This window comes from Salinicola sp., assembly GCF_982684285.1.
This window is the reverse complement of the sequence record NZ_CEXLVS010000004.1, coordinates 25797-49942: the sequence shown is the minus strand read 5'-3', so window position 1 is coordinate 49942 and position 24146 is coordinate 25797. Positions and strand designations below refer to the sequence as shown.

At 65.8% G+C, this 24146-nt stretch carries 25 protein-coding genes; 15 read left to right on the top strand and 10 right to left on the bottom strand.

Going from position 1 to position 24146, the window contains the following annotated elements; translation table 11 throughout:
- Both AC3AYF_RS00960 and AC3AYF_RS00955 read right to left on the bottom strand, forming a co-directional pair.
- The coding region (locus AC3AYF_RS00960) for a Na+/H+ antiporter NhaC family protein (protein WP_295035497.1) at positions 1–584 on the bottom strand (584 nt) is incomplete at its 3' end.
- 28 nt (positions 585–612) lie between these two features.
- Positions 613–1776: a trans-sulfuration enzyme family protein gene (locus AC3AYF_RS00955; RefSeq protein WP_295035499.1), complete on the bottom strand. Its 1164-nt coding sequence runs from the start codon at positions 1774–1776 to the stop codon at positions 613–615.
- A 169-nt stretch (positions 1777–1945) separates the two neighbouring features.
- Between AC3AYF_RS00955 and AC3AYF_RS00950 the strand changes: the two genes are divergently transcribed.
- The 4 genes from AC3AYF_RS00950 to AC3AYF_RS00935 all read left to right on the top strand — a co-directional run bounded on the left by AC3AYF_RS00950 (position 1946) and on the right by AC3AYF_RS00935 (position 4487).
- Positions 1946–2623, top strand: coding sequence for a FadR/GntR family transcriptional regulator (locus AC3AYF_RS00950; protein ID WP_295035500.1), 678 nt, complete (start codon positions 1946–1948; stop codon positions 2621–2623).
- A gap of 52 nt (positions 2624–2675) precedes the next feature.
- Positions 2676–3827 carry a glycerophosphodiester phosphodiesterase gene (locus tag AC3AYF_RS00945; protein WP_295035502.1) on the top strand — a complete coding sequence of 384 codons (1152 nt, stop codon included), beginning with the start codon at positions 2676–2678 and terminating at the stop codon, positions 3825–3827.
- A gap of 73 nt (positions 3828–3900) precedes the next feature.
- Positions 3901–4191, top strand: a complete 291-nt coding sequence (locus AC3AYF_RS00940; RefSeq protein WP_295035503.1) for a cupin domain-containing protein — start codon at positions 3901–3903, stop codon at positions 4189–4191.
- 89 nt (positions 4192–4280) lie between these two features.
- Positions 4281–4487 carry an SEC-C metal-binding domain-containing protein gene (locus AC3AYF_RS00935; RefSeq protein ID WP_295035505.1) on the top strand — a complete coding sequence of 69 codons (207 nt, stop codon included), beginning with the start codon at positions 4281–4283 and terminating at the stop codon, positions 4485–4487.
- 6 nt (positions 4488–4493) lie between these two features.
- Here the strand turns inward: AC3AYF_RS00935 and AC3AYF_RS00930 are convergent, their stop codons facing one another.
- A complete protein-coding gene (locus tag AC3AYF_RS00930; protein WP_295035507.1) occupies positions 4494–5414 on the bottom strand; it encodes a LysR family transcriptional regulator in 921 nt (306 codons plus the stop codon).
- A 282-nt stretch (positions 5415–5696) separates the two neighbouring features.
- On the opposite strand from AC3AYF_RS00930, the gene AC3AYF_RS00925 reads away from it, so the two are divergent.
- The 8 genes from AC3AYF_RS00925 (at position 5697) to AC3AYF_RS00890 (ending at position 14532) form a co-directional block, all read left to right on the top strand.
- On the top strand, positions 5697–7217 hold the full coding sequence (locus AC3AYF_RS00925) for an ABC transporter substrate-binding protein (protein ID WP_295035509.1): 1521 nt from the start codon (positions 5697–5699) through the stop codon (positions 7215–7217).
- 74 nt (positions 7218–7291) lie between these two features.
- A complete protein-coding gene (locus tag AC3AYF_RS00920) occupies positions 7292–8209 on the top strand; it encodes an ABC transporter permease (RefSeq protein WP_295035510.1) in 918 nt (305 codons plus the stop codon).
- Positions 8210–8219: 10 nt separating this feature from the next.
- Positions 8220–9155, top strand: coding sequence for an ABC transporter permease (locus AC3AYF_RS00915; protein ID WP_487779302.1), 936 nt, complete (start codon positions 8220–8222; stop codon positions 9153–9155).
- Positions 9155–10156: an ABC transporter ATP-binding protein gene (locus AC3AYF_RS00910; protein WP_295035514.1), complete on the top strand. Its 1002-nt coding sequence runs from the start codon at positions 9155–9157 to the stop codon at positions 10154–10156. Before AC3AYF_RS00915 ends, AC3AYF_RS00910 begins: the two co-directional genes overlap by 1 nt.
- Positions 10153–11184 carry an ABC transporter ATP-binding protein gene (locus AC3AYF_RS00905; RefSeq protein ID WP_295035516.1) on the top strand — a complete coding sequence of 344 codons (1032 nt, stop codon included), beginning with the start codon at positions 10153–10155 and terminating at the stop codon, positions 11182–11184. Before AC3AYF_RS00910 ends, AC3AYF_RS00905 begins: the two co-directional genes overlap by 4 nt.
- 60 nt (positions 11185–11244) lie before the next feature.
- Complete coding sequence (locus tag AC3AYF_RS00900) at positions 11245–12663, top strand: M20 family metallopeptidase (RefSeq protein WP_295035518.1); 1419 nt, start codon at positions 11245–11247, stop codon at positions 12661–12663.
- Entirely contained in the window at positions 12651–13844 is a 1194-nt protein-coding gene (locus AC3AYF_RS00895; RefSeq protein ID WP_295035520.1) for a M20 family metallopeptidase, read from the top strand. Before AC3AYF_RS00900 ends, AC3AYF_RS00895 begins: the two co-directional genes overlap by 13 nt.
- 235 nt (positions 13845–14079) lie before the next feature.
- The gene (locus AC3AYF_RS00890; protein ID WP_487779301.1) at positions 14080–14532 is read left to right on the top strand and encodes a hypothetical protein; all 453 of its coding nucleotides are present in this window, start codon (positions 14080–14082) and stop codon (positions 14530–14532) included.
- A gap of 81 nt (positions 14533–14613) precedes the next feature.
- Here the strand turns inward: AC3AYF_RS00890 and pip are convergent, their stop codons facing one another.
- On the bottom strand, positions 14614–15570 hold the full coding sequence (gene pip / locus AC3AYF_RS00885) for a prolyl aminopeptidase (RefSeq protein WP_295035524.1): 957 nt from the start codon (positions 15568–15570) through the stop codon (positions 14614–14616).
- A 237-nt stretch (positions 15571–15807) separates the two neighbouring features.
- Between pip and AC3AYF_RS00880 the strand changes: the two genes are divergently transcribed.
- Positions 15808–16179 carry a diacylglycerol kinase gene (locus tag AC3AYF_RS00880; protein WP_295035526.1) on the top strand — a complete coding sequence of 124 codons (372 nt, stop codon included), beginning with the start codon at positions 15808–15810 and terminating at the stop codon, positions 16177–16179.
- Between the two features lie 13 nt (positions 16180–16192).
- Here the strand turns inward: AC3AYF_RS00880 and AC3AYF_RS00875 are convergent, their stop codons facing one another.
- From AC3AYF_RS00875 to nadC, 4 genes are all read right to left on the bottom strand, one after another.
- Complete coding sequence (locus AC3AYF_RS00875; protein ID WP_295035527.1) at positions 16193–16804, bottom strand: nucleotidyltransferase family protein; 612 nt, start codon at positions 16802–16804, stop codon at positions 16193–16195.
- Positions 16794–17765 (bottom strand): XdhC family protein, encoded by a 972-nt coding sequence (locus tag AC3AYF_RS00870; protein WP_487779300.1) that lies wholly within the window; start codon positions 17763–17765, stop codon positions 16794–16796. Before AC3AYF_RS00870 ends, AC3AYF_RS00875 begins: the two co-directional genes overlap by 11 nt.
- A 148-nt stretch (positions 17766–17913) precedes the next feature.
- A complete protein-coding gene (locus AC3AYF_RS00865; protein WP_295035531.1) occupies positions 17914–19068 on the bottom strand; it encodes an SIR2 family protein in 1155 nt (384 codons plus the stop codon).
- Positions 19069–19072: 4 nt separating this feature from the next.
- Positions 19073–20002 carry a carboxylating nicotinate-nucleotide diphosphorylase gene (gene nadC, locus AC3AYF_RS00860; RefSeq protein WP_295035532.1) on the bottom strand — a complete coding sequence of 310 codons (930 nt, stop codon included), beginning with the start codon at positions 20000–20002 and terminating at the stop codon, positions 19073–19075.
- A gap of 165 nt (positions 20003–20167) precedes the next feature.
- Between nadC and AC3AYF_RS00855 the strand changes: the two genes are divergently transcribed.
- Positions 20168–20392: a hypothetical protein gene (locus tag AC3AYF_RS00855; RefSeq protein WP_295035534.1), complete on the top strand. Its 225-nt coding sequence runs from the start codon at positions 20168–20170 to the stop codon at positions 20390–20392.
- Positions 20389–21873, top strand: coding sequence for a sodium:solute symporter family protein (locus AC3AYF_RS00850; RefSeq protein WP_295035536.1), 1485 nt, complete (start codon positions 20389–20391; stop codon positions 21871–21873). Before AC3AYF_RS00855 ends, AC3AYF_RS00850 begins: the two co-directional genes overlap by 4 nt.
- An 18-nt stretch (positions 21874–21891) precedes the next feature.
- On the opposite strand, the gene AC3AYF_RS00845 is transcribed toward AC3AYF_RS00850, so the two are convergent.
- Together AC3AYF_RS00845 and AC3AYF_RS00840 are read right to left on the bottom strand one after the other, a co-directional pair.
- Positions 21892–23094, bottom strand: coding sequence for an MFS transporter (locus tag AC3AYF_RS00845; RefSeq protein ID WP_295035538.1), 1203 nt, complete (start codon positions 23092–23094; stop codon positions 21892–21894).
- Complete coding sequence (locus tag AC3AYF_RS00840; protein WP_487779299.1) at positions 23091–24101, bottom strand: GlxA family transcriptional regulator; 1011 nt, start codon at positions 24099–24101, stop codon at positions 23091–23093. The genes AC3AYF_RS00845 and AC3AYF_RS00840 overlap by 4 nt, the downstream gene beginning before the upstream one ends.
- Positions 24102–24146: the final 45 nt, after the last annotated feature.

Genomic DNA, 24146 nt, shown 5'->3' with positions numbered 1-24146 from the left:
AACATCAGGTAGCGGATGTGGCGGTAGAGATCCACCTTGACCACCATCGAGGCCATGATCGTGGTATCGGACAGCGGCGATAGCTTGTCGCCGAAGTAGGCCCCCGAGATGACGGCGCCGGCGGTGATCGCCAGGTTGATCTCCATGGCCCCCGCGATACCCATGATCGCCACGCCGATGGTGCCTGCCGACCCCCATGAGGTGCCGGTGCAGGTCGAGACGATGGCGGTGGCGAAGAACGCCATGACGTAGAGATAGCCGGGGTCGATCAGTTCCAGGCCGTAGTAGATGAAGTAGGGGATGGCGCCGGCTACCAGCCAGGTCCCGATGATCAACCCGATGCTGTAGAGCACCAGGATGGCGATGGTCGCGGTGCGGATCTTGTCCGCGAGGATGGTCATGATGTCGTCCCAGCGGCGGCCGTGGGCGACGGCGAACAGCGTCGACAGGACGCCGACGGTGATCAGGACCATCTCCGTTTCATACGCCGCGATGACGATGCCGTAGATGATGGTGGCGGCAATGACGAGCAGTAGTCCGAGCGAGGCGATAAACCCGGGTTGTTGTTGTCGGGTGGTGGCCATCGTGGCGTCTCCGGTTGACGTGGCGGGATTATTGCAGCGTGCGGAAGGCGCGCTCCAGATCGTTGAGCAGGGATTGCACGTCCTCCAGGCCGATCGCCAGGCGGATCAGGGCGGGGCCGGTGTCGTCGGGCTGGCGCTGGGAGATGGCCAGCGACTCGTAGCCGCCCCAGCTCACGCCGATGCGGAAGACGCGCAGGGTGTCGATGAAACCGGCGATGCGGACATAGGACGGATCGACGATCTCGAAACTGAGCAGTCCGGCGTGGCCGCTCAGCTGTCTCTCGGCCCACGCCGCCTGCTCGCCGGTGGCGAGGCACGGGTGGTGGAGTCCCGCCACCGAGGGTTGGGTCGCCAGGTAGCGGATGACTTCCAGCACGTTGGCCTGGTGCTGGCGCATCCTGATCGGCAGCGTGCGCAGGCCGCGCAGGGCCAGGAAGGCGCTGTGGGGCGAGAGCGCCGCTCCCAGCAACTGGTGGCCGTGCTCGAAGATCGGTGCCACCAGCTCCCGCCGGCCGACGACGACCCCGCCGACCAGGTCGCTGTGGCCGCCGATGTACTTGGAGAGCGTGTGCAGGGTCAGGTCGATGCCGTGAGTCAGCGGCTTCTGGTATAGCGGGGTCGCCCAGGTGTTGTCGATGGCGGTGAGCACGCCCCGGCTTCGGGCCAGTTCGGCGATGCCGTCGAGATCGGCCAGCGCCATGCGCATCGACGAGGGGCTCTCGATGTAGATCAACCGGGTATCGTCCCGCAGAGCCGTCTCGACCTCGCCGCGACTCCCGCCGGTCTCGCTGAAGCTCACGCCGAATCGTGCCATCTGCTCCAGCAGCTGGCGCGTCGGGCCGTAGGCCTGGTTGACCAGCAGCACATGGTCGCCCTGGTCGAGCAGCGTCATCATCATCGCGCTGATCGCGCCCATGCCCGAGGCGAAGGCCTTGGCCATCTCCCCCCGCTCCAGGGCGGCGAGCTTGTCCTCGAGCAGCTTGACGGTCGGGTTGAGGCCGCGGCTGTAGACGAAATGGCTGCGCTCGTCGCGCATCACCTCGGTGAAGCGTTCCAGCGTCGGGAACGTGAACAGGCTGGTCTGGTAGATGGGGGGCGCGATCGCCCCCTCATAGCGTTCGTGCTCCTCGAAGGCGTGGGTGCAGATCTCGGAGTCCCGAGCGGCCTCGGAGGCGTTGTCGTTGAGCGTCATGAAAATCGCCAGGGTCGGTGAGCAGAGAGTTCGGGTCGTGGAGAATTCAGGTGTCAGCCTGTCTGATAGGTAGAATTATCACAGCGCGACAGGCGCTTCAATTGAACCTAAGCGGGTTTGTGGTTACCGTTTTTGCCTACGGCCGCCCAGCGGCATCAGCGGGACAGTGATGAAAAGACTCTACTTATCCGACACGGTAGCCGGCGAGATCGGCAGCTATATTGCCGAGCAGCGGCTGGCGGCCGGGGATCGACTGCCGTCGGTGGCCGAATGGATGCAGCGTCTGCAGGTGGGGCGCTCCACGCTGCGGGAGGGGCTGAAGCGGCTCGAGGCCGAGGGCGTGATCCAGGTCGTCAACGGCAAGGGGATCTATGTCAGCGACCAGCAGACCTTCCGCCTGTTCTCGCGCCTGCACGTGACGGATGCGCGGCGCCACCTGCTGGAAATGCTGGATGTGCGCCTGGTGCTGGAGGAAAAGGCCATCGCACTGGCTACCCGGCACGCCAGCGAGGCCCAGTTCGACGAGATGGAACAGTACCTGTCGGATTACCGGGTCGCCCGCGCGGCCGACGATTTCCTGCGCGTCCACGAGGCGGACTCGGCGTTCCATCTCGCCATCTATCGCGCCAGTCACAATCAGGTGCTGGTGGAACTGATACGCTCGATTCACTCCGAGCTCTATGTGTCATGGCAGACGCCGCAGGACAGAAACCAGGTCTTCGATGCCAGTTTTCCGCACCATCTGACGCTGTTGGCGGCGATGCGCCAGCGCGATGTGGAAGCGGCCGTGGCCGCTTTCGGCGAGTTGATGGCCGCCACGCGACATAGCGTGGAGATCATGCGTTAGCCGTGGTCGGAACGTTCCCTGCAGCACCCCGACAACCCCCGAGGAGACGACGATGATCAAGGCGAAGCGACACTGGCTGCGGATCTGCGGCTTGAGCCTGATGCTGCCGTTCGCGGCTGCCCAGGCCGACGACGGGGCGAGCCCCCAAGGTTCGACGCTTTGCACCAAGATTCCGATACCCTGCGATGCGGTGATCGCCCACCGGGGAGCGTCCTACCAGGCGCCGGAATCGACCCGGCCCGCCTATCTGCTGGCGCGGGACCTGGGAGTCGACTACCTGGAGCTGGACCTGCAGCGCACCAGTGACGGCGTACTGGTAGCCGTGCATGACAATACCCTGGGCCGCAATACCGATGTGGCCGAGGTGTTTCCCGACCGCGCCGACGCGCCGGTATCGAGTTTTACCCTGGACGAGCTCAAGCAGCTCGACGCCGGCAGCTGGTTCAATGCGAGCTATCCGGAGCGTGCCCGCGACAGTTACTCGGGTCTCGAGATATTGACGCTCGACGAGGTGATCGACATCGCCGAAAACGGCGACAACCATCCGGGACTCTATATCGAGACCAAGGTGCCCGAGCAGTTCCCGGAGATCGAACAGGACCTGCGCGAGAAGCTCGAGGCGCGTGGCTGGCTGGGCGATGCCGCCGAGACCCGGCCGGCCGCGGAGGGTGGGGCGGTGAAGGTCGGCGACGGTCCGGGACGCCTGGTCATGCAGACCTTCTCCAGGGCCAGCCTCGAAGCCCTGGAACAGACCATGCCGGAGGTGCCGCGGGTGTTGCTGCTGTGGCTGGGCGAGGGCGGCATCGAGGCCGCGCCGAGCGAGCCGCAGGGCGAGGACGAGAGCAAGGCCGACTACTACGCGCGCCAGCAGGTGGCCTCGCCGGAAGCCTTCCGGTCCTGGCTCGACTTCGCCAGGGATCATGGCGCGCTCGGCATCGGCCCGTCGGCGGTCCAGACCGAGCATGACGGACCTTTCAGCAGCCAGTTCAGCTACATGGAGCTGGCCGAGCCATGGATGATCGGCATGGCTCACGACGACGGCATGCTGGTGCATCTCTACACGGTCGATGAGCCGGCCGACTTCGAACGCTACCGGCAGCGCGGCGTCGACGGCTTCTTCACCAACCGGGCGGAACAGCTGCTGAGGTTCTATGGCCATCCGGCGCAGGACCAGGAGGCGATCCTCGAGCGCCACGGCTACTGACGACCCGGTCGGGCATCGGCAAGATCGCGTCGATGCCCGGCGTACCCCACGATTTCGACAGAGGAGGAGTTGCATGAGCGCTTCGCGCCCCCAGGCCCAGCCAACCGTACAGATCGACAATGAGCGTGTCGTGGTGACCGAGTGGCGCTTCCCTCCTGGCGCCGAGACGGGCTGGCACGCGCATGATCGCGACTATGTCGTGGTGCCGCAGTCCACCGGCAAGCTCGAGCTCGAGACGCTGGATGGTCATACGTTCTCGACGCTGGAAGCTGGCGTCTCCTACTACCGGGACAAGGGCGCCGAGCACAACGTGGTCAATGCCAACGATTTCGAATTCGTGTTCGTCGAGATCGAGCTCAAGTAGCGCTATCGATCCGCGAGACGATGGCGCCGTTGCGAACGGTGGAGGATAATCGCGCCTCGGTTATCCTCCCTTCGACACGGTATCGCCCCATGACCCAGCCACACGTCCACGGCCCAGACTGCCAGCACGATCACGACCATGGCCACGACAGCCCAGGTCACGTCCATGGCCCGCATTGCCAGCATCACCACCATGAAGCGCAGGCACCGGTACGTAACGCCATGAAGGACATCGGGCGTAACGACCCTTGCCCCTGCGGCAGCGGCAAGAAGTTCAAGAAGTGCCACGCCGGCTGAGACGCGTTACGGCCTGCCGGCTTCCATCATCCCCTTGAGATGCTCGACGAATGCCCCGGTAGCCGCCGGCAGGGTGCGATTGGCGAGGGTCTGCAATTCCACGTGTCGTGCATCCATGCCGGTATCGCGGATCGGTACCGCGACCAGCCGATCGTGGAGAAGCCGATGGCGAATCGATATCTCGCCGGCCAGGGCGATCCCGCCGCCCAGCATGGCGAAGTTGACCAGCGCCTCGGTGTAGTTGCTGGTGAAGACGGACTCGAAGATCAGGTTCTGCTGGCTGCAGCAGATGTCGAACAGCTGGCGCAGCGTGGTCTCCGGGGGTGGCAGGGCGATAGGGTGGGGCTGCAACTGTGACAGCTTCACTTCGCGTCGACCGGCCAGCGGGTGGTCGTGGGCCATCAGTGCCTGAATGCGCGATCGCTGACGCGATTCCACCTGGATGTCGCGCTCCGGCGCCAGGCTGAACGTGAGTCCGATGTCCACCTCACCCTCGCGTATCCGGCGCGTCACTTCGGCGGGCGAACTGACGCTGAGCCGAAACTGGATACCCTGATAGCGGCGCCGAAACCGGGCGATCGCCAGGGGAATGAAATCCACCGCGAACCCTTCCGAGCTGGCCAGGCGCACCGTGCCGCGCTCGAGCCCCTGCAGTGCCTGGATCTCGCTGGCAATCCGGTCGGTTTCCAGTTGCATGCGTCTGGCATGGGCGGCGAGCAGCTCCCCGGCGGCGCTTGGCACCATCCCCCTGGCACGGCGCTCGAACAGCTGGGTGTCGAGCTCGGTTTCGAGCCGGGCGATCTGGCGGCTGATCGCCGAGGCCGCGACGTTGAGCTTGAGCGACGCCTCGCTGATCGAGCCGTTTTTCACCACTGCCAGGAAGTAGCGCAGCGCGGTTTCCTGAAGGGCGCGACTGTTCATTGCCATTGTGCTCTCCTCGGCTTCGTCCACGGCTGTGGTGGATGTTGTTTTTATTAACCTTTGCCGAAATGGCAACGGTTGGTTCTAAACATTGTACTTGTGGCATGGGTAGGCGTTCGATAGCTTCGATGAAAACGGTGTCGGCCGAAGGGGTATCGCTCGACACGAGACCTGATCTCCGGCACGACACCGCCGGCGGTATGGATGCTCCAACAACACGCTCTCAGCCAACGATACGCTCTCAGCCAACAACACGCTCTCAGCCAACAACACAACAATGAGGTCGAAATGCGCTCCAACCTGACGCTTCGCCACATCGTGGCCGGCACGGCGCTGTGCTGCCTGTCGCTGCCGGCACTGGCCAACAAGGCCAACGATACGCTGGTCTACGCTTCCGACAGCGAACCCGAGAACATCAGTCCGTATCACAACAATCTGCGGGAAGGGGTGATCATCTCGCACCTGGCCTGGGATACGCTGATCTACCGCAACCCCGAGACCAACGACTACGAGCCGATGCTCGCCACCGAGTGGCACTGGGTCGACGACACCACCCTGGAGATGACGCTGCGTCAGGGCGTGACGTTCCAGAACGGCGAGCCGTTCGACGCCGATGATGTGGTCTTCACCTTCAACTACGTGGTGTCGCCGGACTCGAAGGTGGTCACCCGCCAGAACACCGACTGGATCAAGAGCGTCGAGAAGATCGACGACACCCATGTCCGCTTCCATCTCAACGGGCCTTTCCCGGCGGCGCTGGAATATCTCTCCGGTCCGCTTCCGGTCTTCCCGGATCAGTACTTCCAGAAAGTCGGCCTCGAAGGTTTCAGCAAGCAGCCGATCGGTACCGGCCCCTACCGGATTACCGAAGTGACGCCGGGGGAAGGCGTCAAGATGGTCCGCAACGATGACTACTTCGCCGATAGCCCCATCGGCAAGCCGCACATCGGCAAGCTCGAGTTCAAGGTGATTCCCGATCAGGATTCCCGCGTGGCGCAGCTGATGACCGGTCAGGTCGACTGGATCTGGCGCGTCCCGGCGGATCAGGCCGAGCAGATGCAGGGCATGCCCAACCTGACCGTGGACAGCGGCGAGACCATGCGGGTCGGGTACATCTCCTTCGATGCCGCCACGCGCGAGAACTCACCGTTGAGTCAGCTCGAGGTTCGCCAGGCGATCAATCACGCGATCAACCGCCAGGGCATGGCCGACAACCTGGTGCGGGGCGGCAGTCGCCCCCTCTATGCGCCATGCTTTCCGGCCCAGTTCGGCTGCGAGACCCAGGACGTGGTCGAGTACGACTACGACCCCGACAAGGCCCGCCAACTGCTGGCGGACGCCGGCTACGGCGATGGCTTCGAGCTGAATCTCTACGCCTATCGCGAGCGGGACTACGCCGAGGCGATGATCGGCGATCTGCGCAACGTCGGCATTCGCGCCAATCTGCGTTTCATGACCTCGCCGGCCCTGCTGGAGCAGCAGCGCGGCGGCAACACCGACATGTCGTTCAAGACCTGGGGTTCCTACTCGGTCAACGATGTCTCCGCATTCACCAGCGTCTACTTCGGCGGCGGCGCCGACGATCACTGGCAGGACGAGCAGGTCCAGCAGTGGCTCCACGCCGCCGATACGTCCGTCGACCCCGAGGTGCGCAAGGAGAATTATCGCAAGGCGCTGCAGCGGATCTCGGAACAGGCCTACTGGGCGCCGCTGTTCTCCTACTCCACCTACTACGCCTATACCGCCGATCTGAACTTCACGCCCTATCCGGATGAGCTGCCGCGCTTTGCCGAGGCCAGCTGGAAGTAACGCTTTCGATATCCGTAACCCGCTGGCGTGGCCCCGTGCTGGATTGACGAGGCTGCGTGGCGTGAGGAGGTTCCATGGGCACTTTCATCATCCGCCGGGTTCTGGTGGCGATCAGCGTGGCGCTGACCATCTCGGTCGTCAGCTTCATGCTGCTGCATCTTTCCGGCGACCTGGCGACGTCGATCGCCGGGCCGGAGGCCACCGCCGAGCAGGTCGAGCAGATCCGCGTCGATTACGGGCTCGATCGGCCCATCGTCAGCCAGTACCTGGACTGGCTGGGGGGTGCGCTGACCTTCGATTTCGGCCGCTCCTACTACTACCAGAGCACGGTGGTGGAGCTGATCGCCGATCGCATGCCGATCACGTTGACGCTGGGCGGCCTCGCGCTGGCGCTGGCGGTGAGCATCTCGATTCCGCTGGGCGTGTTGGCAGCGCTCAAGCGCGACACCTGGATCGATCGGCTGGCGCTGCTGTTCGCCGTGGTGGGGCAGGCGATGCCGAGTTTCTGGTTCGGCCTGACGTTGATCGTGGTCTTCGCGGTGACGCTGCAGTGGCTGCCGGCCGCCGGTAGCGACGGCTGGCAGCATTTCGTGTTGCCGGCCATCGCGCTGGGCTACTACGCCACGCCCGCGATGATGCGACTGACCCGGACCGGCATGCTCGAGGTGCTCGAGTCCGACTATATCCGCACCGCCCGCGCCAAGGGGCTGCGCGCCGGCTCGGTGATCTTCAAGCATGCGCTGCGCAACGCGGTCATCCCGGTGGTGGCGCTGGCCGCCGTCGAGCTCGGTTTCATGCTCGGCGGTTCGGTGGTCATCGAATCGGTGTTCTCGCTCAACGGCCTGGGACAGCTGGCCTGGGATGCCATCTCGCGCAACGACTATCCCGTGGTGCAGGCCGTGGTGCTGATCATTGCGCTGTTCTACATCGTGTTGACGCTGCTGGCGGATGTCGCCAACGCCGCGCTCGACCCCCGTATCCGTACCCGCTGAGGAGAGCGACATGACGACTTCGAACGTTTCGCCTCGCGTCTCTTCAGCCGCGACCTCCGCTGCCTCCCTGGGCGAGATGCCGCTGCCGGCGCCGGCGTGGGCGCGGGTGACCCGCAGGCTGTTCGGCCATCGCGGGCTGGCCATCGGCCTGGTGCTGGTCGCACTGGCGGTGCTGGTCGCCATCTTCGCGCCGCTGCTGGCCCCCCATGATCCCTATCATCAGGACATCGCCAACCGCATGGTGCCGCCGGTGTGGCATGACAAGGGCTCGTGGGCACACGTGCTGGGCACCGACAAGCTGGGCCGCGACACCTTGAGCCGACTGCTGTTCGGGACGCGCATCTCGTTGACCATCGGGCTGGTGGCCGCGCTGATCTCCGGTCTCATCGGCACCACGCTGGGGGTGCTGGCGGGCTATTTCGGCGGCCGCGTGGATGCGGTCATCAGCTACGTCATCACCACCCGCCTGGCGATGCCGGTGGTGCTGGTGGCGCTGGCGCTGGCCTCGCTCACCGGCGGCTCGTTGACCACGGTGATCCTGCTGCTGGGGCTGCTGCTGTGGGACCGCTTCGCGGTGGTATCGCGCTCGGTCACCCAGCAGATGCGCGATGCCGAGTACGTCTATGCGGCGCGCACGCTGGGCTGCTCGCTGCCCTACATCCTGCTGCGGGAAGTGCTGCCCAACATCGCCGGCTCGCTGATCGTGGTGATGACCCTGGAGATGGCCCACGCGATCCTGCTCGAGGCGACGCTGTCGTTCCTCGGCATGGGCGTGCAGCCGCCGCTGCCGTCTTGGGGGCTGATGGTCGCCGAGGGCAAGGCTTACATGTTCTTCCAGCCCTGGGTCATCGCGATCCCCGGTATCGCGCTGTTCGTGCTGGTGCTGGCGATCAACCTGCTCGGCGACGGACTACGGGATCTCAACGCACCGGGAGGGCGCAACTGATGCCATTACTGGACGTGAACAACCTGCGCGTCGATCTGCCGGTGGAGGCGGGTACGCTGCACGCGGTGCGCGGGATCGACTTCCATGTCGAGCGCGGCGAGATGCTCTGCCTGGTGGGGGAGTCCGGCTGCGGCAAGTCGATGACCTCGCTCGCCCTGATGGGTCTGCTGCCGCGCAAGGCGAGGCTCAGTGCCGATCGTCTCGAGTTCGACGGGATCGATCTGGCCACGCTCTCCGAACGTCGCCGCAGCGACCTGCGCGGGGCGCGCATGGCGATGATCTTCCAGGAGCCGATGACCGCGCTCAATCCGGCCTACACGCTGGGCAATCAGCTCTGCGAAGGGCTGATCCGCCACCGCGGCGTCAGCTGGCAGGAGGCGCGGGAGCGGGCGATCTATCTGCTCGAACGGGTCGGCATCAGCGCCGCCAAGGACCGCCTCGAGCAGTATCCGCATCAGCTCTCCGGCGGGCTGCGCCAGCGTGTGATGATCGCCATGGCGCTGATGTGCGAACCCGACCTGATCATCGCCGACGAGCCCACCACGGCCCTCGACGTGACCATCCAGGCCCAGATCCTGCGCCTGCTGCGGGAGCTGCAACAGGAGTTCGGCACCGCGGTGATTTTCATCACGCACGACCTGGGTGTCGTAGCGCGCATCGCCGATCGGGTGGCGGTGATGTACGCCGGCGAGGTGATCGAATCCGCACCCACGCCGGCACTCTATGCCGATCCCGGCCATCCCTACACGCGCGGGCTGCTGAGCTGTATCCCCGCACCGGGCAAGACACCCCCCGGCAGTCGGCTGCAGGCGATCCCCGGCGTGGTGCCCAGTCTGGTCGGTGACGTCGAGGGGTGCGCCTTCCGCAATCGCTGCCCGCAGGCGCAGCCGACCTGTGAACGGACGCCACCGCTGATGTCGCTGCCCGGCGATCACCGGGCCCGCTGTCACTACGCCGACCGGCCGGTACCGGCGCCCCGTCAACCGGAGACGATGTCATGAACGTCCATTCGACCACCGAGATAGCCGGACCGCGCCCGTCGTCGACGACGCCGAACGCCGCATCGACATCTCGAACGCCGCCGGCGCTGGAACTCTGCGGACTGTCGAAAACCTTCACGCTGGGCGGCGGGCTGTTCAGGCGCGGACGCGCGCTGGGCGCCGTCAGCGATGTCTCGCTGCGGATTCCCCGTGGCCAGGTCATGGGCCTGGTGGGGGAGTCGGGCTGCGGCAAGAGCACCCTGGCCAAGATGCTGCTGGGGCTGACGACGCCGAGCGAGGGTGACGTGCTGGTCGATGGCAAGCCGCTACAGGGCGCCAACCAGAAAGCGCTGGCGCGGCACGTTCAGCCGATCTTCCAGGACCCTTACTCTTCGCTCAACCCGCGCAAGCGGATCGCCCAGATCGTCGGATTGCCTTTGCGAGTGCATGGCATCGGTACGTCCCGTGAGCAGGCGGCACGCGTGGCCGAAACCCTGGATGTGGTCGGGCTGCCCCGACGCGCCGCCGACCAGTTCCCGGGCCAGCTCTCCGGCGGCCAGCGCCAGCGCGTGGCCATTGCCCGTGCGTTGATCATGCGTCCGGATATCGTGATCTGCGACGAGCCGACCTCTGCGCTGGACGTCTCGGTCCAGGCGCAGATCCTCAACCTGCTGCTGGATCTCAAGGCCGAGTTCGGGCTGACCTATCTGTTCATCAGCCACGATCTGGCCGTGGTCGAGCATCTGGTGGATCGGGTCGCGGTGATGTACCTGGGGCGTATCGTCGAGGAGGGAACGCGGGCGCAGATCTTCGGCGCCCCGCGCCACCCGTACACCCGGGCACTGCTGGACTCGGCGCTGACCCCGGAGCCGGGACTGGGCGTGCCGGATATCGGGCTGGGCGATGCCATGCCGGACCCGAGCGATCCGCCCGCCGGTTGCGCGTTTCACCCGCGTTGCCCCAAGGCTGAGGCGGTCTGTTGTCAACAACGGCCGCGACTGGAGGATATCCGTGGCGACAACGCCCGAGTCGCTTGCCATCTGGCTTGAGTCCGTTCGTCGCGATCGACGGCCCGTTCAATCCTATTCGTATCCAATGAGGAGAGATTCATGGCGCGAGCAACAGCGCTGCAACACGCCTGGCAAGCCTTCGACAGCGGCGACTTCCTGCGACAGCTCGACGCCCGTGTCGCGGTGCGCAGTGAAAGCCAGGAGGTGGGGCGCGACGGCGAGCTGCGGCGTTACCTGACCGAGTTCGTGATTCCCGATATCGAGAAACTGGGATTCAGCTGGGAGGTCGTCGACAACCCGGTGGACGGTTTCGGGCCGTTCCTGCTGGCCGAGCGAATCGAGGCCGATGCGGCTTTGACGCTGCTCACCTACGGCCATGGCGATGTGGTGCGGGGCTACGATACGCAGTGGCGGGAAGGGCTGTCGCCGTGGCAGATCGTGGTCGAGGGCGAACGCTGGTACGGCCGCGGCACCGCCGACAACAAGGGCCAGCACACGCTCAATTTCGCGGCGCTGGCGAGCGTCATCGACGCGCGTGGCGGAACACTCGGCTATAACGTCAAACTGATACTGGAGATGGGGGAGGAGACCGGCTCACCGGGCTTGAAGGCGGTCTGCGAAGCCAATCGCGAGCGCCTGGCAGCGGATCTGTTCATCGCCTCCGACGGGCCGCGGCTGTCGGCGGACTCGCCGACGCTGTTTCTCGGTTCCCGCGGGTCGTTCAACTTCGATCTGCGCCTGCGCGCCCGCGACGGCGCGCATCATTCGGGCAATTGGGGGGGCGTGCTCTCCAATCCGGCCACCCGGCTCGCCAACGCCTGGGCGACGCTGGTCGATGCCCACGGCAAGATCCTGATCGAGGGCCTGCGCCCGCCGGCGATTCCTGCGCCGGTTCGCGACGCCGTTGCCTCGCTCGAGGTCGGGGCGACACCGGGGGATCCGGCGATCGATACGAGCTGGGGCGAACCGGGCCTGCTGCCGGCGGAAAGGCTGTTCGCCTGGAACACCCTGGAGCTGCTGGCGATCAAGGCCGGCAACCCGGATGCGCCCGTCAACGCCATTCCCGGCGAGGCCTACGCGCACTGCCAGTTGCGCTTCGTGGTCGGCAGTGACCGCGAGCGCTTCCTCGAACATCTGCGTCGGCATCTCGACGCTCACGGCTTCGAGGATGTGGAGGTCAGCAGCGCGCGGATGTCGCAGATGAATGCCACGCGACTCGACCCGACCGACCCGTGGGTCCGCTGGGCGCTGGCATCGATGCATGAGTCCAGCGGCAAGACACCGACGCTGCTGCCCAACCTGGGCGGCTCGCTGCCCAACGATGTCTTCGCCGAGACGCTGGGACTGCCGACGCTGTGGGTGCCGCACTCCTACCCGGCCTGCTCCCAGCACGCCCCCGACGAGCACGCATTGGCGAGCATCCTGAGGGAAGGTCTGGGTATCATGGCCGGGTTATGGTGGGATCTGGCCGAGCAGGGTCGAGACATCAATAAGGAGCGCGAACGATGGCACCGCTGACCGACGCGAAGACGATGATGGCCACGGCCTGCGAGTGGCTGGCCGGGCGGCAGGCGGAGATGATCGAGTGCCTGCAGACACTGGTGGATATCGATTCCAACAGCTACGACAAGGCCGGCACCGATGCGGTGGCGGATGTCATCGTGGGCTGGCTGGAGGCCGACGGAATTGCCGTGACGCGCACGCCGCGCCCGGACGCCGGGGATATTCTCGAGGCGCGACTGGAGGGGGACGGCGGCGATGCAGGCGCCGGCCACGTGCTGATGATGGGGCATCGCGATACGGTGTTTCCGACCGGCACCGTCGCCGAGCGCGGCTTCACCCGCGAGGGCGATACCGCTTTCGGTCCTGGTGTCGCCGACATGAAATCGGGGCTGGTGCTCAATATCTTCGTGCTGCGGGCACTCAAGCGGCTGGCGCCGTTGCCGTTCCCGGTGCGGGCGCTGTTCACGGCGGACGAGGAGATCGGCTCCCGCGACGGTACTGCCTTCATTCGCGAAGCGGCCAGCGGCGCGCGGGCCGTGCTCAACGCCGAACCGGGGCGCATCAGCGGTAACGTGGTCACCGGCCGCAAGGGCGGAGCGGCCTTTCTGATCGAAGTGACCGGCAAGGCGGCCCACTCGGGCGTCAGCCATGCCGACGGCGCCAGCGCCATCGAAGCGCTGGCGCGCAAGATCGTCAAGCTCCATGCGCTGACCGACTACGCCAGCGGCGTGACCACCAACGTCGGTCTGATCGAGGGGGGCGTGTCGCGCAACACCGTGGCGCCCTCGGCCACGGCACAGCTGGACACGCGCTTCGTCACCAACCAGCAGCGGCTCGATCTGCTGGCGGCGATCGAGACGATCATTGCCGAGGAGGAGATTCCTGGAACGCAGGCGACGATCCGTCAGACCTCCGGCTTCCTGCCGATGGAGCCGGCCATGAGCGAGGCGCTGTTCGCGCGCTACCGGGCCCAGGCCGAGAAGCTTGGCTTCAACGTCGGCGGCGAGTTCACCGGCGGCTGTTCGGATGCGGGGACCACGGCGAGCCTCGGTATTCCCACGCTCTGCGGCACTGGCCCGGTGGGCGCCAAGATGCACACCGACGACGAGTACTGCCGGCTGGAAACGGTGGTGCCGCGGGCGCAGGCCGTTGCGGCGACGATCATCGACCTCGCGGTCGAGAGGATGCCGGCCTGAACCGCAATAGCGGGGCAGTTCGCCAGTCGCGTAACGTATCCTAGTGTTACGCCTGATGACGGTTGGTTTTCATTGTGTCGATCAATGACACGTTTCGACCCCCTCGCGGCGCTTGCGACGTTTCATAATCGAGTTGCCCCGTTGCACGGGAGCCAGCAGAACGCGCGAGGTTCATGCCGATGTCATGGAGCCGCGCCACAATCATCGAAACGAACTTCTGCCAGGGAAAAAGCCGATGTCTAGTGTGACGCCGACGGGCAACAGCCCCGCCAACCAGCCGTCTTCCTTCTCTTCCTTCGAAGATCAACTCTGCGTCTCCCAGTCCAGCAAGATCCTTGCGGACTACGTCAAGGACCATGGTGGCGCGGTATGGAAAAGCGATCTCGAGGCGCTGGCCAACGACACCAGCGGCAATACGCCGCCGGAGGTCTCCGCGGCCGCCAGCTATATGCTGAGCCATCCCGATGTCTACACCGCTATCGAGACCCTCGACAATCCGAACGCGGATGGCCTGTCCGGTCACTGGAACTTTCAGGATGCGGCCAATGGCGCGCTGGGCAGTACCGGCACGATGGCCGACCTGAAAGATGTCTTCGACCGTGCCATCAAGAGCTCCGCCGAGATCACCAAGCTGACCACCGAGAAGAAGACGGGGCTCGACGCCACCAAGCAACGCCCCCAGAACTGAGTCGGCTCGGCTCGCAGCGACGGGAAGCCGGCGGCTTCCCGTCGTTCGTCGTGTTTCACGCTCGCGGTCCGTGACCTCGAATCATCGACGATCGGCGAGCCGGTCGGTCGCCCGTACCAGGGCGGCCATGATCTCCGGTTCGCTGAACGCGTGACCTGCCGCCTCGATGATCTCGAGGTTCGCCTCCGGCCACACCTTGGCCAGGTCCCAGGCGTTGCGGAGCGGGCAGACCATGTCGTAGCGGCCGTGAACGATCACGCCGGGAATGCCGGTCAGGCGATCGGCCTGACGCAGTAGCTGATCATCGAACTCGAAGAAGCCCTTGTTGACGAAGTAGTGGTTCTCGATCCGGGCGAAGGCCAGGGCGAAGTGATCGGCGGCATGGGAGTCGCTGGCGTCGACGGGGATCAGCTTCGAGGTCTCGCCTTCCCACACGCTCCAGCGCCGGGCGGCCTCGAGCTGGCGTTCGACATCGTTGCCCATGAGCCGTTCGTGGAAGGCGGGAATGATATCGTCGCGCTGCCCCTCGGGCAGAATCTCCACCAGCCGCTCCCACTTCTCGGGGAACATGTTGCGGGCCCCATGCTTGTAGAACCAGTCGAGCTCCTGCTGGCGCATGGTGAAGATGCCGCGCAGCACCAGCTCACTGACGCGATCCGGATGTCGCTCGGCGTAGGCCAGCGCCAGCGTCGATCCCCACGAGCCCCCGAACACCTGCCAGTGCTCGGCACCGATCATCCTGCGCAGGCGCTCCATGTCCTCGATCAGGTGCCAGGTGGTGTTGTTGTCGAGGCTGGCATGGGGCGTGGAACGGCCACAGCCGCGCTGGTCGAACAGCAGGATGTCGTAGCGCGCGGGGTCGAACAGCTGACGGTGGATCGGCTTGCAGCCGCCGCCCGGGCCGCCGTGGAGGAAGACCACCGGCTTGCCGTCCGGGTTGCCGCAACGCTCCCAGTAGACCTGGTGGCCGTCACCGGTATCCAGGTGGCCGCTGGCGTGAGGTTCGAGAGCAGGATAGAGCGGATTGGCTTCGGACATGATTGACCCTGTTGGCAACGTGACGCGGCGTCGTATTGGTGTCGTGCCAGCATAAAGGCCGGGCGGCCAGGGAGCCAGCCACGTCCCGCGTCGTCCCGGGCTCCATGAGTCGAGCGCATTGCGCAACGGCGATGATGTCGGCATGCGGCTCTGCTACCATCGTCGCCTATACACGGCAGCGCGCCGATACTCGGTCACGTTAGAGGGCAGTCGCCAACCCGACTGCAACGGACATCCATGAAATCTCGCGATACCGGTTTTCGCCATCTGGTCTACTCCACCGGATACTCACTGAAGGGGCTGGTGGCAGCATTCCGCAACGAGACCGCCTTTCGCCAGGAAGTGGCGCTCTGCATCGTGCTGGTGCCTTTTGCCTGGTGGATCGGCAAGAATCCCGTCGAGTGGCTGGTGCTGGTCGGCAGCTGCATCTTCGTGCTGATCGTCGAGCTGCTCAACAGTGCGGTGGAGACGGTGGTCGACCGGATCGGCCCGGAGCATCACGAGCTCTCGGGGCGTGCCAAGGATATCGGCTCGGCGGCGGTGATGCTGGCGCTGGGAATGGCGGCGGTGACCTGGGGGCTGCTGGCCTGGGACAAGTTCTTCGGTTGACCCGGCGCGCGCCTCATGGCGGATCGGGCAGGTCCTGGGGCGTGTCGATATCCCGCCAGATACCCTCGTCGTCGACATCGACGAGATGAACGGCTTCGCGATTCGCCTTCACGATGGCTCTCGCGCCGTCTCCTTCCTTCAGCTGTGCCAGCGCCGGCCAGAAAGTGCGGCCGAACAGCACCGGGTGACCGCGTTGTCCCTGATGGCAGGGTATGACGATACGCTCGGGACGAGCGTGAATATCGAGTCGCGCACAGGTGGTGGCGCTCAGCCACGGCATGTCGGCCAGCACCACGGCGGCGGCGATCGCCGTCTCCTCTTCAACGATCAGATGACGAAACGCGTCGCCGAGGCTCCCCCCCAGCCCGTTCCGCGCATGGTCGGCGATCAGTCGTCGGTGGCGGGCGGGATCGAACGCCTCTCCCGGTTCCAGGTCGTCCCCCGGGCGCGTGACCAGCCACCAGCGGGGGTAGGCACGGGCGACCGTCGTCAGCGTGGTCGCCAGCAGGGTACGACCGTCCGTCAGCCTGGCCCGGCGCTTGTCGCCACCGAAGCGCCGGGAGACACCGGCCGCCATGACCAGCGCCACGACGGCTGGCGGCTCGGTCTGGGAGTCAGAGCTCATGGCGTGACTTGCCGCGTCGCACGCGGAGCACATCGGCGACGACGGCGAGAGCGATCTCGGCCGGCGTCTTGCTGTCGAGGTTCAGCCCGATCGGCATCTGGATGCGCGCGATGGCGTCGTCGTCCAGCCCGCCGGAGCGCTTGAGGCGTTCGGCCCGCTTTTCGGAAGTGCGTTTCGACCCCATCACGCCGATGTAGAACGCCGGCGTGCGCACGGCTTCGATCATGGCCAGATCGTCGATCCGGGGGTCGTGGGTCAGCGCGACGATGGCGGTGGCGGCATGCGCGGCGCCGGAGCCGATGAACAGCGACGGCAGCCCCGACTGCAGCTCGATTCCCTCGATCGGGAAATCGCGCCGGGCTTCTTCCCTGGGATCGCAGACGATCACCTCGAAGCCCAGCGCACGGGCGAATTCGGCGCAGAAGCGGGAAACCGGCGAGATCCCGGCGATGATCAGGCGCAGCGCCGGCCCCACGCGGAGGTGGATGACCTCGCCGTCGCGCTCGACACGGGGGCCGTTCTCGCCGGCCTCGACGAAGCGTTTGCGCCCGCTCTCCAGGTCGATTCGGCGCACCAGCGAGCGCTGGCCGAGCAGGGTCGCGTGAAGCACCTCCAGGTGCGTCAGGGTCTCGGCATCCGGCGTCAGGCGCTCGACGAGCACATCCAGAATCCCGCCACAGGGCAGCGAGACCTGGGGCGATTCGTCGGCCCCTTCGCCGTAGCGAACCACCGACAGCGCATCGACGAAATGCCCTTCGGCGATCCTGCCGAGGAAATCCTCCTCGATGCAGCCGCCGGAGAGCGAGCCGACATGGCTGCCGTCCGCTTTCGCGACCAGCATCGAGCCGGGCTCGCGCGGCGACGAGCCGAACGTCGCCAGTACGCTGCAGAGCCAGATCGTCTCGCCGTCGTTGGCCCATTCGAGCGCCGCGTCGAGTACCTGTAGATCAAGGTGTTGCATGGGCGGGGTCCGTTCGAATCATGGGGATGGCCTCAGACACGGATGAGGAAGTCACCTAGCGTAGTCGATATGGGGGTCGGATCCTCGAGCGATGGCGGGTCGTCGCCGCCGTTTCGGAGGATCCGGCAGCACTCCCGGACTTTTGGGCTCATGCGCTCGTCACCTTGTGGCAGAAATCCTCGAAGCGGCCGCTGTAGTAGTGCTCGCGGGGCCAGCCGGTGCGTGGCAGATAGAAGAACATCTCCTCGAGCCGTGACTTGATGGTTGCATGATTCTTGGTGTCGATGACGAATACGTGCTTGCCCTTGGCGTCATTGGGACTCTCCGCCAGTTGGCGCAGGATGAAGCGTACCAGCGAATCCTCCTGGGGCATGCTGTAACCGACGATCACCAGCACGTCGGTCTCCCGCAGCAGGCGAACGGCCTTGGGGAAGACCTGGTGGAAGTAGGGTTCGTCGTAGTCCTGGACCTGGGAGGGCAGGATCAGCAGCGGGGGCTCCTGCCGAATCTGGGTGTCGCTGCGACGGCGATACTCGAAATCGAACCCCTGCGCCGTGGGCAGGATCTCGAAACCGCCGTTGATCTTGATCACGTTGCGGTCGACGGTGCGTGGCAAGTGCTCCCAGATCGAGCCGCCGCAGATGCGTTGCGGGGTGATGCCCCGGTAGAGCCTGCCGAATACCGGCGCCTGCTGCCGGTAGACATGCTCCAGGATGGTTTCGATGGTGAAGTCGTAGTTGGTGGTCAGGAAGTGGTAGAGCGGCCAGTTCTCGCCGAGGCCGGCCTGGCCGGCGCGATCTTCCAGCGCGGCGAAGAACCGGGTGATCGCCCGCTGGCCGTCGCTGTCGTACGGCGAGGTGAAGCGCAGCGTCCTGTCATCCACGTTGTGGATGTCGCAGGCCGCCGTGAAACGACGCATCACCAGGGTGCGCAGCTCGTGGATGCTCAGTCGCAGGTTCTGGTCGTCGAAATAGCGGTTGCGGATATCGGGATAGCGCACCTGCATGTCCAGCACGTAGCGCAGGTTCTTGAAACGCTCGAAATCCAGGTGACGGTAGTCCTCCCAGCCGATCACATGCATCACGTGTCGAAGATTGGGAAAATCCTGGATATCGTCGAGATCGATGGCGAACAGCTCGCCATCCGTGGGCGAGCGGGGATCCCAGGCCTTGGAGAACCCCGCGCCGCACCAGAAGGTGATGACGGGTGGCTTGCGCAGCCCGAAATCCTGATCCAGCAGCTCCGCCATGAGCGACTCGAAGGCGGCCACGGTGGCCGTGTTGTTGATGTCGGTGGAGGACATCGAATCAATTGCACCGCGGCGACACGGGCGATGAGAGTGGCGTTCGGACAAGGTCGTCCGGTACATCGTCCAGGCCGATGTCGACGGCCGGCGCCGACTGGGTGAGACGTCCGACCGAGATGAAATCGACGCCGGTCTCGGCAATGTCGCGTATGGTCTCCAGGCGCACGCCGCCGGAGGCTTCCAGCGGCACGCGGCCGGCCACCAGCTCGACGGCGCTTTTCATCGTCGTCGTCGACATGTTGTCGAGCATGATGATGTCGGCACCGGCCGCCAGCGCCTCTTCGACCTGGTCGAGCCGGTCGCATTCGACCTCGATGCGGGTCAGCACCGGCACGCGCGATCTCGCTCGAGCCACGGCGGCGGTGATGCTCCCGCAGACCGCGATGTGGTTATCCTTGAGCATCACGCCACTGTCCAGGCCTAGCCGATGGTTGCGACCTCCGCCGCAGGCCACGGCATGTTTCTCAAGCGCTCTCAGGCCGGGGGTGGTCTTGCGGGTATCCACCAGTTGCGCCCTGGTGTCGGCGATCCGCTCGGCATACTGCGCAGTGAGAGTGGCGATACCCGATAGGTGCTGGATCAGGTTCAGCGCCGTCCGCTCCACGGTCAGCAGGCTGCGAGCAGGGCCCTGCAATCGCATCAGAGTGGTGCCCTCGGCCACCGTCTCGCCGTCCGTCGCCGACATTTCGATGTCGATGGTCGGGTCGTAGAGCGAGAACACCCGGGCCGCCACCGAGAGCCCGGCAAGGGTCATCGGCTCACGCGCCCGCATCTCGAACCGGCCGGTCGAGTCTTCGTCGATCATCAGCGTCGCGGTCAGGTCCACGTGGCCGATATCCTCGCTCAGGAAGTCACGCAGTCGCGCGTCGAGTGCCATGGGGTCCATCTGCCAGAGGGGGGCCACGCTGGCGGGAACATGCGTTGTCGTCATCGAAAAATCCATTGCGGTTTCATCGTTCCCGAGACTATCGCGTTATCATGACCGCTGCAGCGGATCGCGCAGGGCCGATGGCGAAATGTCGGGAATCCGCGGCAGCATCCCAGGAAAGCACTTTCCAGCAACATTCTGTCTAAAAACATAGCAGGGGAATCGCCAATGAGTGCTCGGCGTTGGATATGGGGCGTCTGGATTCTGGTCCTTTCTTGTTACGTCGTGCCGTATGGCCTGCTCGGTCAGGTCCAGGCCTGGTACGGCAGCTTCCTGTTCTGGTGCGTCGTCGGCGTGCTGGTCATCGTGGCCAATATCATGATCACTCGCTCCTTCCCCTCCACGGCGTCGCGTGCGGACGAGCGAGCGGCCGACGACGAGGTGTCGCGATGACGATCGAGTTGATCTGGGGCGCGGTCGGAATCTACCTGATCGTAGGGCTGGGGGTCGCCTTTCTCTCTCGCGCCAGAGTGACCAACGGCCCCGGCGTCGACATGTCGGGTTATTTCCTGGGCAACCGTCAGATGAACGGCTTCGTCTCGGCGCTGAGCTACAGCGCCACGACCTACAGTGCGTTCATGATGGTGGGGCTGGCGGGGCTCACCTACGCCGGCGGCGTCGGGGCGTTCGGGTTCGAGATCGTCTACTTCGCCGGGGTGTCTCTGGTGGCGATCTTCGGGCCCAGGTTCTGGGCGGTGGGCAAGCGTTTCGGTTTCGTCACGCCGAGCGAAATGCTCGGCCATCGCTATGGCAACGGGAAAGTCGCGGTGGCGACCGCCGTCGCCAGCTGCGTGTTCCTGATTCCTTATGCCGCGGTGCAGCTGGCGGGCGTCGGCTACCTGCTGGCGGGCATGAGCGGCGGGGCGATCTCGTTCACCACCGGGGTGATCGTGTCGACGCTGCTGGCGATCCTGTTCTCCTATATCGCCGGGATTCGTTCGGTGATGTGGACCGATTCGCTGCAGGCGCTGTTCATGATCGTCGCTTCGACGCTGGTGGCGCTGCTGGTGGTCCATTCGCTCGGCGGTTTCTTGGCACTGTTCGACACGCTGGCCAGAGAGCACCCGGCCTCTCTCAGCGTCCCCGGGCCGGGCCTGTTCAGCTTCACGACGTTTCTGGGGCTGACGATCCCGTGGTTCTTCTTCAGCCTCTCCAACCCCCAGGTCAGCCAGCGGCTGTTCATGCCGGCGTCGCTCAGGTCGATGCGCCAGATGCTGATCGGCTTTCTGATCTTCGGTTTCATCTACACCGTGGTCTCGGTGCTGTGGGGCTTCTCGGCGCTGGTGGCGTTCCCCGATCTGCGCCAGTCCGATCTGGCGACACCGACGCTGCTGGCTTCCGAGCACGTGCCGCCGGTGCTCGGCGTGATCGTCATGGTGGGTATTCTGGCCGCGGCGATCTCCACCATCGACTCGATCATGCTGACGCTCTCCTCGATGCTGTCGCGGGACGTCTACGCCAATGTCGTCGCCGATGCCAGCGAGGCGAAGCAGCTCAGGGTGGGCAAGTGGGTGCTGCCGGTCATCGCGATTCTCGCCTTCCTGTTCGCGGAGCTTCAACTCAACCTGATTGCAGTGCTCTCCGTGGCGGCCTCGACGGGCCTGGTGGTGATCGTGCCGGCGATCATCGGTGCCTTCTACTGGAAGCGCGGCACGGCGACGGGGGCGCTGGCGAGCATCGTCGGCGGCGGCGCGGTCGTCATCTATCTCTACCTGAGCGGCGTCAAACCACTGGGGCTGCCGGCGGGTATCTGGGCGCTGCCGGTCGCGCTGGTGCTGTTCGCGGCGGTCAGCCTGGTGACCCGGGCCAATCGCGAGCGGGCCGATGAGTTCATGGAAGCCGCGAGAATCGTTCGGCCGCGAGAGGCGCGTTGAGCCGTCGACGCACATCCATCAAGCCCAGCTTCGCGCTGGGCTTTTTCTTGCACCGTTTCGAGACAGCACCAGCACGGCCCACATCGCCGCCACCAGCGGGATCAACATGACATTGAGCGTCTGCCAGCCGAGCCAGGCGTTGAGCGGGCCGGCCAGCAGTGCGGAGAGGGTGGTCAGCGAGAAGACCGCGCAGTCGTTGATGGCCTGGACGCGAGGCGCCTCGCCGGGCCGATAGGTCGTGGTGAGCCAGGCGCTGGCGGGCAGGAAGGTGAAGTTCCAGCCCAGGCCCAGCAGGAAAAGCCCGATCGCGAAGGTCCAGAACGTGGTCGGAAGCAGGGCGCAGAGCAGGCTGGCCAGCAGGGCCGCCGAACCCACGGCGATCATCGGCCGGTGACCGAAGCGCCGGGTCAGGTCGCCGGTGACGAACGAGGGGGCGAACATCGCCAGGATGTGCCACTGAATCACGTTGGTGACGTCGCCGAAGCCGTGGCCGGCATGGGTCATGGCCAGCGGCGTCGCGGTCATGGCCAGGTTCATGGTGGCGTAGCTCAAGGTGGCGATGACCACCGCCGCCAGCAGTCGTGGCTCTCGCAGTAGCTGGCCGGGGCGGCGGGGCGATTCACCGTCCACCGCGCCCCGGGGCGAAGGCAGCTCGAGCCGCGAGAGCAGCAGCAGCGCCAGGACGTAGAGTCCCGCCAGGCCGACGAAACAGCCCAGGAACGGCGTCGCGAAGGCGTGTTGCGTGTAGCGCGCCAGCCAGGGCCCGGCGAAGGCGGCGATGACACCGCCCGCCATCACCAGGCTGAGGGCGCGATCGCGCTGCGACGGGCTTGCCGCATCGATGGCGGCGAAGCGGTAGAGCATGCCGGCGCCGATACTCATGCCGATGGCGAAGGTGCCGAGATTGAACAGCGGGAAGGCGGCACTCTTCAGCGCCAGCAGGCAGATGGCGATGCCGATGAGTCCGGCGCCGTTGCCGATCAGGAAAGTGCGCTTGCGCCCCAGGCGCGCGGTCAACCAGCCGGAGGGGAGTGTCGCTGCGGTCAATCCCAGCAACTGGGCGGCGACCGGCAGCGTGCTCCAGTCGGCATCGCCGGAGAGCTGGCTGCCCACCAGCGGCGAGACGGCGATGAGCAGGATATTGCCGCTGACCAGCAGCGCCTGGCATAGCGCCAGACCCCAGACGGTGAGCGGCAGGCGGGAAGGTGCGGAGGTCGTCATGAGGCGTCTCGGTTGCTGGCATGGGTCGGGGCCGGGTTGGGCAGGGGGCGGCCGAAGCGGGCGCGGTAGGCGCTGGGCGCGAGTCCGTAGCGGCGCTGGAACTGGCGGCGCAGCTGTTCGGCGCCACCGATGCGGCAATGGTCGGCAATCCGTGCCAGCGGGGCATCGCTCTCGGCCAGTAGCCGTCGCGCCGACTCCAGCCGCAGCCGGGTCAGGAACTCCACCGGCGTCATCGAGAGTTGCTGGCGGAACAGGCGTTGAAAGTGGCGTGGTGTCACCGCCATCGCCGCGGCCAGACTGTCGCTGTTCCAGTCGGCCAGCGGATCGTTCAGCACGCGATCGACCAACGCGCGCAGCCTGCCATGGCTGGCGAGCTGGCAGCGCAGGCCTTCGCTGAATTGCGCCTGGTCGCCGGGCCGGTGCAGGAACATCACCAGCTCGCGGGCGACCTCGCTGGCCAGGCGATGATCGTGATCCGCCGCGACCAGGGCGAGCGCCAGATCCATGCCGGCGGTGACACCGGCACTGGTGTAGAGATTGCCGCATTGCCGGTAGAGCGCATCGGCCGCGACGTCGATCCCGGGAAACTCCCGCGCCAGGCGTTCGGCCTGACGCCAGTGGGTGGTGACGCAGCAGCCGTCGAGCAGTCCGGTTCTGGCCAGCGCGAAGGCCCCGCTGCAGATCGAGCCGACCCGGGACGCCGAGGCGGCGCGTTCGGCGAGCTTGCGGATGACGGTGTCGTCCAGTTCATGCACGCCATGGCCGCCGGCCACCAGCAGCGTGCCGCTCGGGATGGTCGTGGCCGGCGACGGCGTTCCCAAGGCATGGGTGGCGACCAGCGTCATGCCGCCGTTGGTCCGGACCTCGCCGTGTTCGATGGCAGTGAGGCGGAGCTCGTAATGCGGCCGGCCCAGCAGCGTATTGGCGCTGGCGAAGACCTGCCAGGGGCCGCTGGCGTCCAGCAACTGGCAGTCCGGATAGACGAACAGGTCGACGGTGTGGGTCATGGCATCGTCCGGTGGAGTTCGACAGGCAGTCTGCGCCGGGTGGAG

Bases quoted from the DNA above. Each gene is read 5' to 3' on its own strand.
- AC3AYF_RS00955 (WP_295035499.1), bottom strand. From the start codon at position 1,776: ATGACGCTCAACGACAACGCCTCCGAGGCCGCTCGGGACTCCGAGATC.
- AC3AYF_RS00950 (WP_295035500.1), top strand. From the start codon at position 1,946: ATGAAAAGACTCTACTTATCCGACACGGTAGCCGGCGAGATCGGCAGC.
- AC3AYF_RS00945 (WP_295035502.1), top strand. From the start codon at position 2,676: ATGATCAAGGCGAAGCGACACTGGCTGCGGATCTGCGGCTTGAGCCTG.
- AC3AYF_RS00940 (WP_295035503.1), top strand. From the start codon at position 3,901: ATGAGCGCTTCGCGCCCCCAGGCCCAGCCAACCGTACAGATCGACAAT.
- AC3AYF_RS00935 (WP_295035505.1), top strand. From the start codon at position 4,281: ATGACCCAGCCACACGTCCACGGCCCAGACTGCCAGCACGATCACGAC.
- AC3AYF_RS00930 (WP_295035507.1), bottom strand. From the start codon at position 5,414: ATGGCAATGAACAGTCGCGCCCTTCAGGAAACCGCGCTGCGCTACTTC.
- AC3AYF_RS00925 (WP_295035509.1), top strand. From the start codon at position 5,697: ATGCGCTCCAACCTGACGCTTCGCCACATCGTGGCCGGCACGGCGCTG.
- AC3AYF_RS00920 (WP_295035510.1), top strand. From the start codon at position 7,292: ATGGGCACTTTCATCATCCGCCGGGTTCTGGTGGCGATCAGCGTGGCG.
- AC3AYF_RS00915 (WP_487779302.1), top strand. From the start codon at position 8,220: ATGACGACTTCGAACGTTTCGCCTCGCGTCTCTTCAGCCGCGACCTCC.
- AC3AYF_RS00910 (WP_295035514.1), top strand. From the start codon at position 9,155: ATGCCATTACTGGACGTGAACAACCTGCGCGTCGATCTGCCGGTGGAG.
- AC3AYF_RS00905 (WP_295035516.1), top strand. From the start codon at position 10,153: ATGAACGTCCATTCGACCACCGAGATAGCCGGACCGCGCCCGTCGTCG.
- AC3AYF_RS00900 (WP_295035518.1), top strand. From the start codon at position 11,245: ATGGCGCGAGCAACAGCGCTGCAACACGCCTGGCAAGCCTTCGACAGC.
- AC3AYF_RS00895 (WP_295035520.1), top strand. From the start codon at position 12,651: ATGGCACCGCTGACCGACGCGAAGACGATGATGGCCACGGCCTGCGAG.
- AC3AYF_RS00890 (WP_487779301.1), top strand. From the start codon at position 14,080: ATGTCTAGTGTGACGCCGACGGGCAACAGCCCCGCCAACCAGCCGTCT.
- pip (WP_295035524.1), bottom strand. From the start codon at position 15,570: ATGTCCGAAGCCAATCCGCTCTATCCTGCTCTCGAACCTCACGCCAGC.
- AC3AYF_RS00880 (WP_295035526.1), top strand. From the start codon at position 15,808: ATGAAATCTCGCGATACCGGTTTTCGCCATCTGGTCTACTCCACCGGA.
- AC3AYF_RS00875 (WP_295035527.1), bottom strand. From the start codon at position 16,804: ATGAGCTCTGACTCCCAGACCGAGCCGCCAGCCGTCGTGGCGCTGGTC.
- AC3AYF_RS00870 (WP_487779300.1), bottom strand. From the start codon at position 17,765: ATGCAACACCTTGATCTACAGGTACTCGACGCGGCGCTCGAATGGGCC.
- AC3AYF_RS00865 (WP_295035531.1), bottom strand. From the start codon at position 19,068: ATGTCCTCCACCGACATCAACAACACGGCCACCGTGGCCGCCTTCGAG.
- nadC (WP_295035532.1), bottom strand. From the start codon at position 20,002: ATGACGACAACGCATGTTCCCGCCAGCGTGGCCCCCCTCTGGCAGATG.
- AC3AYF_RS00855 (WP_295035534.1), top strand. From the start codon at position 20,168: ATGAGTGCTCGGCGTTGGATATGGGGCGTCTGGATTCTGGTCCTTTCT.
- AC3AYF_RS00850 (WP_295035536.1), top strand. From the start codon at position 20,389: ATGACGATCGAGTTGATCTGGGGCGCGGTCGGAATCTACCTGATCGTA.
- AC3AYF_RS00845 (WP_295035538.1), bottom strand. From the start codon at position 23,094: ATGACGACCTCCGCACCTTCCCGCCTGCCGCTCACCGTCTGGGGTCTG.
- AC3AYF_RS00840 (WP_487779299.1), bottom strand. From the start codon at position 24,101: ATGACCCACACCGTCGACCTGTTCGTCTATCCGGACTGCCAGTTGCTG.